Origin of the sequence: Kurthia sp. YJT4 (assembly GCF_030219945.1) — a bacterium.
In the GTDB taxonomy this organism is placed as follows: domain Bacteria; phylum Bacillota; class Bacilli; order Bacillales_A; family Planococcaceae; genus Kurthia; species Kurthia gibsonii.
In genome coordinates this window covers 1,262,754-1,276,352 of record NZ_CP126689.1, presented here as the reverse complement: position 1 = coordinate 1,276,352, position 13,599 = coordinate 1,262,754, and the positions used below count along the sequence as shown (strand labels likewise).

Here is a 13,599-nt window from a genome sequence, read left to right as displayed (position 1 = left end):
TATTTCAAAAGAAAATATTTTGAATTGAAACCTTCTACATTTTAAAACGTATATTAACAAAAGAGTGTAAGGAGGGAATTACATGTTACACGCTGGACATACAGCATTACGCTACTTCATTTCATTTGTAACGATACCTGTTACATTTATGATTGCGATGTCAGGATTCCATTTGGGCTTTTGGATTAGTCTTGTAATCGCCGCGCTCGTTTACATGGCGAGCAACTTTATTATAAAAGTCTATCAACGATACAAGAAAAGAAAGCAATTTGGTCTTACCAAATCAGAATATAATCACATCGAAGCGCAGATTCAAGAGGCGCGAGAATCACTTTACAACTTTAACCGAATGGCGACACGCGTTCGTTCAATTTCAGGTTTTAAACATTTATTTGAGATGAGTCGTTTATCAAAACGCATTATTTCAATTGTGCGTGCAAACCCTCCGAAATTCTATCAAGCAGAAATCTTTTTCTATTCTCACCTACCTTCTGCTGCTGAATTAACGGAGAAATATGCTTATTTATCGAAACAGCCGATTAAAGATACGGAGATGCATCTTGCACTCCAACGCACACGTGATGCACTTGAAGATCTTTTTGTGTCATTAGAAAAAGATCTTCGTCAAATTTTAGCAGCTGATATCGAAGAATTAAAAGTCGAGCTTGATTTTGTGACGCGACGAAGTGAGCGCAGCTCGAAGGAGGAGTCTTAATCTATGCAAGAAAATCAGTCAAATAAATCAGTCGATGATTTACTGGCAGATCCATTTACGATGAATCCTCTGCCACAGCAACAAACGATTCAACCAGAAATTCAAAAAGATGCACCGGTTCGCCAATTAGATCGTTTAACACCTGAAGATCAAGAAAAAGCACGTCAATTAGCTTCTCAAATTCCAACAGGTAGTTATGAAGCAATTTTAACGTATGGTGCAAATGCACAAAATGCTTTATCGAGCTTCTCAAATAAAATGCTCGACCATGTACAGGCGAAAGATATTGGGCCTGTCGGCGATATTTTGAAAGATTTAATGACAAAATTAAATGAACTTGATCCTGAAGAATTACATCAAGACAAACCAAAAGGCTTACGTAAACTTTTTGGTAAAATGCAAAAATCGATTCAAGAAATGATGTCGAAGTATCAAAAACTGAGTACACAGATTGACCGTATTGGTGTGCAACTTGAACATTCAAAACGCGGTCTTGTAGATGATGTTCAAATGCTCGACCAATTATATGAACAAAACAAAACGTACTTTGAAGCATTAAATGTCTATATCGCTGCAGCTGAATTAAAGCGCGATGAAATCACGAACGATATTTTGCCAAAATTACGTGCAGAAGCTGAAAAATCGAATGATCAAATGGCGATTCAAGAAGTAAATGATTTAGCACAGTTCGTCGATCGTTTAGAAAAACGTATTTACGACCTACAGCTATCGCGCCAGATTACGATTCAATCTGCTCCGCAAATCCGTATGATTCAGCAAACGAACCAAACATTAGCTGAAAAAATTCAATCTTCGATTATGACAGCAATTCCGCTTTGGCGCAATCAGATTGCCATCGCTCTTACATTGAATAATCAACGTAAAGCAGTTGAAGCGCAAAAACAAGTAACTGCGACAACAAATGATTTATTATTAAAGAACTCTGAAATGCTGAAGATGAACACGATTGAAACAGCGCGTGAAAATGAGCGTGGTATCGTAGAAATCGAAACATTAAAAGCAACACAAGAGAACTTAATTTCGACGATTGAAGAAACTTTACAAATTCAAGCAGAAGGACGTCAAAAACGTCGTGAAGCTGAAATTGAAATTGGTCGTATGGAAGAAGATTTAAAACAGCGTTTACTTTCGATTCAAACGAAACAACAAGGCTATTAAAATGAAAAGGAGTCATTCCCCGTCATAGAGGAATGACTCCTTTTTTTTACATACTTTGTACAACGAGTGATAAAACTTTTCGTAACATGCGAAGTGTCATATCTGAAAATTGCGCTACATCACTTGCGACAATAGACTGTCTACCATAGATGGTTGAAAATAATTGAAGTTGCTCTTCACTCGGTTCTGATGTATTTAAAAATAGATGTAATACGGTAATCCCTTGCTTCTCTGCTTCAATAACAGCTTCAGCAGTATCTAATATACCATTCTGTGCATATTCAAAAGCAGAAGGTTCCCCATCGGAAAAAACAAGTAAAAAGCGATGTTTTTCAGGTCGCTTCTTTAAACGCTCTGTCATCCAGCGAATCGCAAAGCCATCTCGATTATCTTCATGCGATGTCATCGCTGCAATTTTTTCACTAGCATCTACTGCCCCGTCCTCTAAACGATGAATCCATTCAAATGTATTCGGCTGCACTTCTTTTGTCGCTTCATAAGCATCTTCATAAAATAAAGTCATCTCATGCGCAATCTCAAGTGAACGCAGTACATCATGGAATAATAGAACGGCCTGTTTTGTTTCATCCATTTTATCCATCATAGAAGCCGAGCCATCAATTAATAAACCAAATACAGCATCTAGAGGTTTAGAAGGTGCATCTTTTTTATAAAAAGGACGTGGGTGATTCTCTGTAACAAATGATAAAAGTTGTTTTGAATCTAAACGACCATAACTAAGATGCGTTCGTCGACTCATCTTCTTTTGTGCCATGCGTTTTCGTAATTCTTGAACAAGTGCGCGTACCATCGGCTCTTGTTGTAATCGCCATTTTTCCATGACCGATTTTGGTGTGATGTCCTCTCCATGTGTAGTAATCATCTTCTCTTGATAGATTACTTGTTCATGTTCACGTCCAAATACTTCACCAGACTTGGTATATTTCTTTTTTAGTGATTTTGTTGCTAAGCTTTCTTCTTTTTGTGGTTTAGCAGTCGCATCGACGTCGCCACCCGTTCCAACTTCTGTCGGTGGTTGACCATCCTGTCCTTCCACTGCTTCATCTGATAAAGATTTCCCTTCGTTTCCCCGCTCTAACTCAAAGCGTAAATGGGTCCCTGTATCATCTTGTGATTCACGATGCCAACTTCTAAAAGTTTCTTCGATTGTTTCTTTAGCTTCATCACTGCCTTCTTCCATCCCGCAAACACCATCATGTTCATGATCTGGAATAAAAGGTACTGCTTCCAACTGATCTAGTAAAGCGTAGACATCCAACTGAATATCTTTTTTTAGAATTTCTTCAATCTGCGGTACAAGTGCCCAAATGATACGAATCGTTTCCTCTGTCGATTGGCTATCGAATACGTGCTGCCATTTATATAGTAAATCGCCAAATGTGTCGAATATTCCACCTGTCGGTAAGCGCAAACTACCTTCATGTAGAGCGATATAAAAATAATTTAATAATGCTTCTGCTAGAAAGCCTTTTTGATGATGCACATGAATTTGATGTTGGTATGTCGCTAAATAGGCTTGTGCACGCAATCGAAAAGCTTTTTTTGTACCTGGACGTTTTTTGGCGACAGACTCCATCAAACGAAATTCTTCTGCCATAATAAGCTGTTGTTCGAAAAACTTCGGATAGTTCAGCTCTGTTATTTCTTCTTGAAATTCATGCCAAGCTCTTTGTGAAAAATGACGCCAAAATCCCTCTGCTAGTAAATAAATATCAGATAAACGGCCTAAATGCGTTTGTTCAGCTGTTCGATGACGCCAAAATACAGACATGGATATCGTTTGTTCTTTCGGATTGAATTCCATTAATTGTCGTTCTGTTAGATGAATATGTGGATTTCCCGAAAGTGCCTGTGCTAAATTCTCATAGGTAATCATCTGTCTTGCATCGATTTGTTCATTATTAAATTGAATAAATCTACTCATCTCTGCCATATCGAATCACCTACTCCATCCATGTTTTTGCTAATTCAATAACTAACTGCTTTTCTGATGCATCATCTAATTTTTCTGCAATGGCATATCGCACTGCACGAATGGGTGACATGTATTGCGCTAACTCAATCGCATCTAATAAACTTCGAATCGACGCTGCTTCCTCACTCACTAAACCATTCTCTGCTTGTTTTCTCAAATCTGTTGCAAGTGACAGCATACTATTTTTTAAAGTTGCTTGAATCGTCGGGAAGTATTCATCCACTAATCCCGCTAATTGTTCACCTGTAATATATGGAATCGCAAAAGAAACAAAACGGTTTTTTAGCGCTTCATTCATCGGTGTTGTCCCGATGTATCCTTCATTAATTGCGGCAATGACGCCAAAGTTTGGATGCGCTTGAATAACCTCACCTGTAAATGGATTCGTCAACATACGGCGATAATCCAATACACTATGCAAAATCGGTAATGTTTCAGGTTTTGCCATATTAATTTCATCAATATAAAGGAAATGTCCTTCTTTCATCGCTTTTACAACAGGACCTTCCACAAAATCAATCCATGTCTGTCCTTCCTTTTGTACAACTGTTTTAAAACCAAGTAAACTTTCCGCATCTAAATCAACCGAACAGTTAATACTATGCATCGGTTGTTCAAATAATGCCGCAATCGATTCTGCTAATTTCGTCTTCCCTGAACCAGAAGGACCCTTTAGTAAAATCGCTTTTTTCAGTACGACACTTAATAGAATATCTTCGTATAAATAAGCATCCGGTGATTTATAACCACCTTCTGGAATAAGTGATTGCCACTCATTATTTTCATGGTCTTTCGTACGCTTTACAATTTCTTGTTCAATCAGTTCGTGCATCGTCGCTTCCCCCTATTCTAAAAAAGAAAAACTCCCCCGATGAGACGGAGGAGCTGTTTTCTGTAAATCGCTCAATTATGCGAAATATTCTTTGTAGTAACCACCGACGTGGCCTGAGTTATCAACTACAAAATAAAACTCGTCTGTTTCATTTTTCACTTCATACTCTTTACCTACTGTTAGCATATTCGATACTAAATATTTTTTTGCATTTGTATGTTCGCATTTGACCGTTTTAATTGTTGGTGCATCTTTCCAATTTAAATGTATCATGTTCAAACAACCTCTCTACTCGCATTTACTCTCTTATTCTAACTCATTTTTAGAGAAATGTGTTAATTTTTTTACGCCCTTTTCATTTCATGCTATGCTAGATAAAACAATGGTTTTGGAGGTTCAATATGTTATTAATGTTCGGTAGTGTTCCAACTTGGTTCTTCATTATCGCTTTTTCATTCATCATTCTATTTTTCATTTTTTCAGAATGGCTGACACGCAAATAAGGTTTATTACTATCTTTTCAGTGGAAAAAGAGTGTAAAATAATTTTTCTTTGAAAGGAATGTGACTTATCGTTGAAATTGACAGAGGCAGGAAAAGCATTTATTCAAAAAGCCATCGCAAATGAAGAAACCTTAAAATTACGTTTTTATGGTATTTATCAGTCGGGTGATTTTACGATTGGAGCAGATATTGATACGCTAATTGATACGGATCATATTATCGAAGTAGAAGGTTATGAAATTGGCGTATCGCCTGAAGTGATGAGCAAATTAAAAACAGCGACGATTCACGCCCAATTACACACACAAGATAAAGGTTTGATTTTATTAAATTGCAAATAGTAAAACAGAGAGACTTCTTTTTTGGCGTCTCTCTTTTTCTTTCAATTCAAAATTTGCATAGATGCTTGTTTTTTTATTACACAATAACATACAATAGAACAGAACGGAGGTTATGCAAGATGTTGAAAGGTTATTTAGCGAATGGATTATTTAGTTTAGGTGATCGTTTAGTGAACGAAATGATTGCAAAAGCAGTTCGTCACACGTTACCAAACGTCGACTTATACGTACCACAAGAAAATGATGCAATTAATGATAAAACAGCATTTGCAAATAGTGAGCAGATTGCATACGCAGATATTGAAGCATTAAAAATGAGTGACTTTTTAATAGCAGTCATCGACGGTGTTGAAATCGACAGTGGTGTTGCAGCAGAAATCGGTGCTTTTTCGATGTTAAATCGTCCTATTTTCGCTGTATTTACAGATTCAAGACAACAAGGGCGCGACAACATGAAGAAAATTGAAGCACTACGAACAGACGCTGTTGAAAATCAATTCGTCTATCGCAACTTATTCGTTGTTGGCTTAATTAAGCAAAATGGCTGTGTTTGTACAACAATTGATGAATTAACAGTCGAACTAAAAAAACAATTCATGTCGTAACTTTCCTCATGCATTCGTTTATTTTATTAAGATAGAGGAGTCTTTTTTATTTATGTGGTTTTTATATGCAATGTTAACATGGGCTTGTTGGGGCGCAGCCAACTTGTTCTACAAAAAAGGGTCAGATCCTGCCGACCGCAATAGCCATGCTAAAATTACAATCATGGTTGGTCTTGTCATGGGTGCGCATGCAACCATCTATATGCTCGTTAAAGGTTTATCATTGAATCTTGATGATATGATTACGTATTTACCTGTTTCTGCACTTTATATTTCTTCGATGGTGTTTGGATATGTTGGTTTACGTTATTTGGAATTATCAATTGTCGCACCACTTCAAAATTCTTCAGGTGCAATTACCGTCATTTTACTATCTATTTTCTATCCAAGTGATAATAACTGGTTACACTATGTAAGTATTTCGATTATTTGTATCGGTGTTATTTGGATTGCTGTACTTGAAAAACAACAAGATGATTTAATTCGCCATCAATCTGGCGTTGTCATCGAGAAGAAATATAAGTTTGGTTTCTTTGCCTTACTATTCCCACTTCTTTATGCTGTACTAGATGGCTTAGGAACATTTGCAGATGGTGTTGTCTTAGACAAGACGAAACTATTATCAGAAGATGCAGCGTTAATCGCCTATGAATATACATTCTTCATCGTAGCAGTTATTTACTGGGCTTACTTAGCAGCTGTAAAAAATGAAGTTGTCAACATCTTCAAACAAGGAGATCGAACAATTGCGGCATTACTCGAAACAGCTGGCCAATTCTTCTATGTCTATGCTATTGCTGCTTATGCAATTGGTGCTGCTCCACTGATTTCGTCATTCTGTATTTTCTCTATTATCTTATCGCGCATTTTCTTAAAAGAAAAATTATCAACGCGTCAATATTTTGTCATCAGCATTATCTTAGTCGGTATCGTCTTACTCGGCTATGCAGATGAATTATAAAATGAAAGAGGCTATTCACTTCTCTTTTTAGAGTTCAAAAAAAACGGAACCGCTCGATAGCGTGATTCCGTTTTTTGTGTTCATACACTTATGTCTCTATTCTTTCTTAATCTTTTAAAGTTACTTTTAAAAATGCAAGTGTTTCTGCTAAACAGCGCTGCGCCTCTTTTGTATCATAGCTAAATTGATATTCATGATAAATCGGCTGTTCTTCATTCGCATAAAATAACGACTGAACAGGGACATCTTGCTCCACTAACTCTTTTACAAACGCTTGCCCTTGCGGTAAGAAAGAAAAACCGTTTACATCGGTTACATAACTTGGTGGGAAGTCAGATGTCACATGCTCAGTCAATGAAGCTTGTGTCACAACCGGGCTATCTTTCCAATTTTTATCGCCAATTAAATCCCATGCAACGGTTCGTGCAAAGAATTTCATTAGTACCTCTTTTTTCGGTAAATCCTTCATTTGCTGCAAATCGAGTGGACCACAATAAGAAATGAAAGCTTTTAAATGTTCTTTCGGTACAAGTTGTTTCATGTTCATCTCTTTTGCATACGTTGGATTCGTTTGAATCGCAACATACTGCCCTACAATCTGCGCACCTGCAGAATCGCCACCAAATGCAAGTTTTGTTAAATCTAAATTTGCCCATTTTTCAGGTGAAGCAATCAGTGTTTTGTACAAATCATTCACTTGTTCCACTTGCCCTGGATAACGCAATTCAGGCGCTAACTCATAGTTCATTGAAATGACAGCTACTCGCTCTTTCGTCACAACATATGTCGCAAACTCTTTTGCAAGTGACTTATCCCCTGCTAAGTAACCACCACCATGTAACCAAATTAAAACAGGTAACTTCTCGCCCTTTTTCATATCTTTCGGTGTATATAAATCAAATGTATTACGCGGATACTTCGAATCATAATGCATATTTTTTTGTACGTTTACTACCTCTTCACTTTTCTTAAAATTTCCGACGTCTTTAATCGGTACTTCTCGATTAAAAACATAGCGAATCATCGCCGTACCCGGTTTTGGTGATACTTCTGTCGCGACAATTAGTCCTACAATGAGTATAATATTTAAACCTATGTACCATTTTAAAAAGCGTTTCACCCACTTCATAACTCTCACCCCACTGTATCATAACACTATTCACTAAAAACCATCTATTATTGTTTCTTTTTTTATATGTAACAAAAAAAGAGATTCAACTTAACTGAATCTCTCTTTTTCTTAATATTTTAACTTTAACATATGTGCATATTGCACTTTTGTATAAGTTGTTACGTCGTACTGTTGTAAATCAAGTTGTTTACTCACTTCTGAAACTGCTGCGTGTTGCTTACGTGATACCACAACGAATTGTTTTGATTGTCCACTGGCTTTTTCTACTGCAACAACAATATATTTTTTCAGTCCAAATAATTGATTTAAGCGTTTGAAAAGGAAAGTTGTCATACTAAACCTCCAATATAATATGAAAATGAACGTATGTTCGCATTCTATTATCGCATATTCTCACTTTATTCTATAGAGTACTTTTGACTAGTTCGAAATCTATTGTTTTACAATATTTATCCATAATTCAAGTGCTAATTCCCTTATGATTTATACATCAAATAATGAAATTCCCTTATGAATCCTCTCCATTCCTTCTTCACAAACCCCGTAGGAACGCCAAGAACAATTTTCACAAATTGTTGCAATGTCTGTCGGTTGAATATACTTTTTCAATCTTCTTTCAACTTCGAACCATGGTACGAGTTGTCCAATTTGAATGCCCAACTTTTCTGCAATGTAAGCGTCTTGATTGAAAATCTCTTCGTTTAAACAATGATATTCACCGCTATTTGGATATTTTTCGCATAGATGATCAATACCTTTTACTAATCGAACAAGTGTCGTCGGTCTTGCACGCAGTTGTCGATGAATACGTGTCATATTTTCTACATATTCTTCTGAATAACCCATTCCTCTGTAGCCGACTAAGCAAAGTAAATGATGTCCTCTTAAATGAATCATGAAAAGCATCCCCCTTTTATGTAAACTGATACAATAAATAAGTTTACACTTTTACGATTCGAAGTACAATATGGAAGATAAAGTTGTGATGATTCTGAAGGGATTCTATCGTATAATAGAAGATGGGAGGTTGATGCTCTTGCATTCTTTACGTGAGCGAATAATCATTACGATTATTACTAGTATTTTATCAACCATTGCAACGAAGATTTATTATTGGAATTCAATGGAGCCGAGTCGTGTGTGGTTTATTTTTTGTCTCATTATGATTTTATTAATGACGTATGGCTTGCTTGCATCGTATATCATCGAACGAATCGCTGCTATTTTCGATTATCAAGTCGTGAAAATTCTGATCCGTGTGCTACTTTATTTAATTGCAGGCACACTACCTTTTATCGGTTCACCTATTTTAATCGTGAGTATTATAACAGCCATTATCTATGTGTTAGTCGATGCACTCTATCCGCAGTCTAAATCATAAAAAAGGACCCTACGAGCAAGGGTCAAAATAAGTTATGAGGTAATAAGAGACTGTAGCATTTTTAAAGCAAGAGGAGTTGGCTTTAAAAATTACTACACCTATTACATCTAAGGTGGTATGTTTTTTATATACCCCTAAAAGACTATATTTTAAACACAAATAATAAAAAAACGAACTTTCCATACGATTTAACGTAATGGAGAGTTCATTTTATTATTTCAATCTCCTAATAAATTAGGTGTTTGCTCAGGTTGTTTTTTAGTGACCGTTTCATCTTTATCTAATTTCTCTTTACTCTTTTTCACTTTCTCTATTTGTTTTTTTAGTTCTCGATAATTGTGAGCCGTTACTTCATAAAATAAATACTTGGATTCATAAAAAGGGCGACAAATATAACGCTGATTTTTTCGGTCTTCCCAGAGATAATAATTCGCAATCAGCATATTTTGTCGTGTATTTTTAAATTGAATGTATTGTGATGAAAAATGACTGAGCTCATCTTCAGACATCCCAACATTTGTAGCTTCTTTTAAAATTTCGTGAATTTTTTCGTATACTTGCTCGTTGCGTAATGTATGTGTTAATTCTACTTCGTCATTTTGAATGATTTTTCCGTATTGAATAGAGTGTGACGTTGTTGTTTCATTACATGCACCTAGTAGAAGCGTGCCTATAAGAAGTATGATTCCGACATACGCTTTTCTCACACTGCCACCCCTTTATATTTATTTTATAATCTTATACCCCTCTCTTATTTATCCATAACCCATTATTTATATAATCAAAAAATATTCATGTATATAAACTATTCGCTTTTTCATGCGTAAACCCTTTCAACATTAAAAAAGAGTATGACATATGTAATGTTCATACTCTCGCTTTATTTTTATGATAAAATTTTATTTATAAAATATGATATACAGCGCGTGCATGTGATAACCCTTTGAAACCATGAATACCATGGAAACTGCCAATTCCTGAATTATTAACACCACCGAATGGTAAACCTGGATGAACATTATGCATAATGATTCCATTAATTGTTACACCACCAGATGATGTGCCTTGTAATAAAGCTTCTTGGAAGTTACGATTTTTACTGAATGGATACATAGCAAGTGGTTTTGGATGTTTTTGAATATAATAAATGACTTCATCTACTGTTTTATAAGGCTTTATAAATGTAATCGGACCGAAAACCTCTTCTTCTGAAATGCGCATATCTTCTGTTACATTGCCTAAAACAGTTGGTTCAATTAAACGCTTTTCATCATTAAAATCTCCACCAGCTAATACAGTAGCTCCCTTTTCAATCGCATCTGTAAATAATGATTTTAGACGCTTATAATGGGATTCATTGACGATGGTTGTGCGTTCATCATAACGAATCTTTCCTGATTCATCATAGAGCATATATTTTGTGACTCCTTCATAATTTACGACAAAATTCGTCACGTCATCTTCATGAACAAAAATATAATCAGGTGAAATGCAGAGTTGACCGCCCATTAGAATTTTACCGAATACGAGTTGTTGCGCTGCTCGCTGCATATCATATCCGCGATCTAAAATGACTGGTGACTTGCCTCCTAGCTCAAGTGTAACACTTGCTAAATGCTTGGCAGCGCCTTCCATTACAAGCTTACCGACGCGCGGACTTCCTGTGAAGAAAAAGTGGTTAAATGGAATTTGTAATAATTCATTCGCTACTGTCGCATCACCCGTCACAACAGCTACATAATTTGCCTTGAATACATCTTCGATGATAACGCGAATAATATCTGCATAATGTGGAGACAATTCAGATGGTTTGAGCACAACACAGTTCCCAGATGCAAGCGCTTCCACTAATGGGTGAATACAAGTTGATAACGGTGAATTCCACGTCCCCATAATACATATAACACCTTTTGGTTCATATACAATACGTACTTCTGCATCTTCGCCACTCGGTACAACTTCTGGTTTCATCCATTCTTCTAAGTGCGCTGTTGTATATTGAATAACTTCTACAACGGCTTGAATTTGACTGTTCTCTTCTGCTTCTGGACGTGCGAAATCTTTTTGTGCCGCTTCAATAATTTCTGGTGTACGCGCAATCAATGCATCTTTTAGCGCATTCAACTGTGCAATTCGCTCTTTTGCAGTTGTCTGACGCACCTTCCACTGGTTTTCTTCTTGTGCATTAAAAAGTTCTCGAACTGCATTTGTCTCAATTTTCGTCATCTAAATAGCCTCCCTTAATCAAATCTTGAAACTATCATAATCGAATGAAAGAGAGAAAAGCAAACAATAAGTAGAAAATTATACATTTTTTATTTTAATGATAAAGAACCTTACTACTTATTCTGTTTTCAGACTTAATTTCTCTCTGCAAATATACTTTTTATATTTTAAAAAGCGTACGCAACAAAAAATCGGAACCACACCATCGCGCGATTCCGATTTTTAAATTATTTAAAAGCTTGTGCTGCTTTTACTGCTTTTTTCCATCCTGTATATAATTCTTCACGACGTGATTGTTCCATCTCTGGTGTAAATTTATGCTCTAACTTCCAATGTGCCGCTACTTCATCCATTGAAGACCAGAAACCAACTGCTAAACCAGCTAAATATGCTGCACCTAATGCTGTTGTTTCTTTTACAACTGGACGGTCTACTGGAACATCTAATAGATCTGCTTGGAATTGCATTAAGAAGTCATTCGCCACCGCACCACCGTCTACACGTAATGTTTTAAATGGAATACCTGAATCTTCTTCCATTGCACTTAATACGTCATTTGTTTGATAGCAAAGCGATTCAAGCGTTGCACGAATGAAATGTTCTTTTGTCGTACCACGCGTTAAGCCAAATACTGAACCACGTACATCTGAATCCCAATAAGGCGTTCCTAAACCAACGAATGCTGGAACAACATAAACGCCTTCTGTTGAGTCAACACGCTTTGCATACTGTTCTGAATCAGATGAATTACGGAACATACGTAAACCATCGCGCAACCATTGAATCGCAGAACCTGCTACGAAAATACTTCCTTCAAGGGCATAGTGAATTTTACCATCAATGCCCCATGCAATCGTTGTTAATAAACCATTATTTGACTTGACTGCTTTTTCACCTGTATTCATCAACATGAAACAACCTGTTCCGTATGTGTTTTTTACCATACCTTGTTCAAAACAAGTTTGACCGAATAGAGCAGATTGCTGGTCACCAGCTGCACCAGCGATTGGCACTTCACTACCGAAGAATTTCGCTGCATCTGTTACACCATACACTTCAGACGATGGTTTAACTTCTGGTAGCATAGATGCTGGGACACCTAAAATATCGAGTAACTCCTCATCCCATTTTAATTCATGAATATTATACATTAACGTACGTGAAGCATTTGAGTAATCTGTTACATGTACTTTGCCGTCTGTTAATTTCCAAATTAACCATGTATCAATTGTACCGAATAATAAATCACCGTTTTCAGCTTTTTCACGTGCGCCTTCTACATGATCTAAAATCCATTTTACTTTTGTACCTGAGAAGTAAGCGTCAATTAGAAGACCTGTTTTATCACGGAAAAGTTGATCGTATCCTTCACCTTTTAGTTCTTCACAAATACCTGCTGTTTGTCGTGATTGCCAAACAATCGCGTTATAGATTGGTTCACCTGTGTGACGGTCCCAAACAACAGTTGTTTCACGTTGGTTTGTAATACCAATCCCTGCAATTTGTGAAGCCTCTATATGTTTATCTGCTAAAACAGTTGCAATACACGATAGAATAGAAGACCAGATTTGCTCTGGATCATGCTCTACCCAACCTGCTTCTGGGAAATACTGTGGAAACTCTTTTTGATGTGAATAAAAAATTTCTCCCTCATGATCGAATAAGATGGCACGTGAACTTGTCGTACCTTGGTCTAATGCTAAAATATACTTTTCTGTCATATCAATT

The 13,599-nt window shown here is 36.5% G+C and carries 15 protein-coding genes; 6 read left to right on the top strand and 9 right to left on the bottom strand.

The genetic code is table 11. The annotated features are described in order from the left end of the window. Nucleotides 1-82 precede the first annotated feature (82 nt). Nucleotides 83-715 carry a 5-bromo-4-chloroindolyl phosphate hydrolysis family protein gene (locus tag QN089_RS06210; RefSeq protein WP_068453832.1) on the top strand — a complete coding sequence of 211 codons (633 nt, stop codon included), beginning with the start codon at nt 83-85 and terminating at the stop codon, nt 713-715. Between the two features lie 3 nt (nt 716-718). After that, nucleotides 719-1,894, top strand: a complete 1,176-nt coding sequence (locus QN089_RS06205; RefSeq protein WP_068453833.1) for a toxic anion resistance protein — start codon at nt 719-721, stop codon at nt 1,892-1,894. 46 nt (nt 1,895-1,940) lie between these two features. Here QN089_RS06205 and QN089_RS06200 read toward each other — a convergent pair whose 3' ends face one another. From QN089_RS06200 to QN089_RS06190, 3 genes are all read right to left on the bottom strand, one after another. Further along, nucleotides 1,941-3,848 carry a vWA domain-containing protein gene (locus QN089_RS06200; RefSeq protein WP_285216263.1) on the bottom strand — a complete coding sequence of 636 codons (1,908 nt, stop codon included), beginning with the start codon at nt 3,846-3,848 and terminating at the stop codon, nt 1,941-1,943. A gap of 10 nt (nt 3,849-3,858) precedes the next feature. Next, nucleotides 3,859-4,722, bottom strand: a complete 864-nt coding sequence (locus QN089_RS06195) for an AAA family ATPase (protein ID WP_068453835.1) — start codon at nt 4,720-4,722, stop codon at nt 3,859-3,861. A 75-nt stretch (nt 4,723-4,797) separates the two neighbouring features. Beyond that, entirely contained in the window at nt 4,798-4,995 is a 198-nt protein-coding gene (locus tag QN089_RS06190; RefSeq protein ID WP_068453836.1) for a DUF6501 family protein, read from the bottom strand. 301 nt (nt 4,996-5,296) lie between these two features. On the opposite strand from QN089_RS06190, the gene QN089_RS06185 reads away from it, so the two are divergent. From QN089_RS06185 to QN089_RS06175, 3 genes are all read left to right on the top strand, one after another. After that, nucleotides 5,297-5,566 carry a hypothetical protein gene (locus QN089_RS06185; protein ID WP_285216262.1) on the top strand — a complete coding sequence of 90 codons (270 nt, stop codon included), beginning with the start codon at nt 5,297-5,299 and terminating at the stop codon, nt 5,564-5,566. 119 nt (nt 5,567-5,685) lie between these two features. Beyond that, nucleotides 5,686-6,171, top strand: a complete 486-nt coding sequence (locus tag QN089_RS06180) for a nucleoside 2-deoxyribosyltransferase (RefSeq protein ID WP_285216261.1) — start codon at nt 5,686-5,688, stop codon at nt 6,169-6,171. Nucleotides 6,172-6,223: 52 nt separating this feature from the next. After that, on the top strand, nt 6,224-7,132 hold the full coding sequence (locus QN089_RS06175; protein ID WP_285216260.1) for an EamA family transporter: 909 nt from the start codon (nt 6,224-6,226) through the stop codon (nt 7,130-7,132). 106 nt (nt 7,133-7,238) lie between these two features. Here QN089_RS06175 and QN089_RS06170 read toward each other — a convergent pair whose 3' ends face one another. The 3 genes from QN089_RS06170 to QN089_RS06160 all read right to left on the bottom strand — a co-directional run bounded on the left by QN089_RS06170 (nt 7,239) and on the right by QN089_RS06160 (nt 9,161). After that, nucleotides 7,239-8,261 carry an alpha/beta hydrolase gene (locus QN089_RS06170; protein WP_285216259.1) on the bottom strand — a complete coding sequence of 341 codons (1,023 nt, stop codon included), beginning with the start codon at nt 8,259-8,261 and terminating at the stop codon, nt 7,239-7,241. A 111-nt stretch (nt 8,262-8,372) separates the two neighbouring features. Then, nucleotides 8,373-8,597 (bottom strand): hypothetical protein, encoded by a 225-nt coding sequence (locus QN089_RS06165; RefSeq protein WP_285216258.1) that lies wholly within the window; start codon nt 8,595-8,597, stop codon nt 8,373-8,375. A 150-nt stretch (nt 8,598-8,747) separates the two neighbouring features. Beyond that, nucleotides 8,748-9,161 carry a DUF1284 domain-containing protein gene (locus tag QN089_RS06160; protein WP_285216257.1) on the bottom strand — a complete coding sequence of 138 codons (414 nt, stop codon included), beginning with the start codon at nt 9,159-9,161 and terminating at the stop codon, nt 8,748-8,750. 139 nt (nt 9,162-9,300) lie between these two features. On the opposite strand from QN089_RS06160, the gene QN089_RS06155 reads away from it, so the two are divergent. Beyond that, nucleotides 9,301-9,645: a hypothetical protein gene (locus tag QN089_RS06155; protein ID WP_068453856.1), complete on the top strand. Its 345-nt coding sequence runs from the start codon at nt 9,301-9,303 to the stop codon at nt 9,643-9,645. A 218-nt stretch (nt 9,646-9,863) separates the two neighbouring features. On the opposite strand, the gene QN089_RS06150 is transcribed toward QN089_RS06155, so the two are convergent. The 3 genes from QN089_RS06150 to glpK all read right to left on the bottom strand — a co-directional run bounded on the left by QN089_RS06150 (nt 9,864) and on the right by glpK (nt 13,592). Continuing rightward, entirely contained in the window at nt 9,864-10,352 is a 489-nt protein-coding gene (locus tag QN089_RS06150; RefSeq protein ID WP_068453858.1) for a hypothetical protein, read from the bottom strand. Between the two features lie 196 nt (nt 10,353-10,548). Then, on the bottom strand, nt 10,549-11,871 hold the full coding sequence (locus QN089_RS06145) for an aldehyde dehydrogenase family protein (protein WP_285216256.1): 1,323 nt from the start codon (nt 11,869-11,871) through the stop codon (nt 10,549-10,551). A gap of 227 nt (nt 11,872-12,098) precedes the next feature. Next, nucleotides 12,099-13,592, bottom strand: coding sequence for a glycerol kinase GlpK (gene glpK, locus QN089_RS06140; RefSeq protein ID WP_068453861.1), 1,494 nt, complete (start codon nt 13,590-13,592; stop codon nt 12,099-12,101). Nucleotides 13,593-13,599 lie beyond the last annotated feature (7 nt).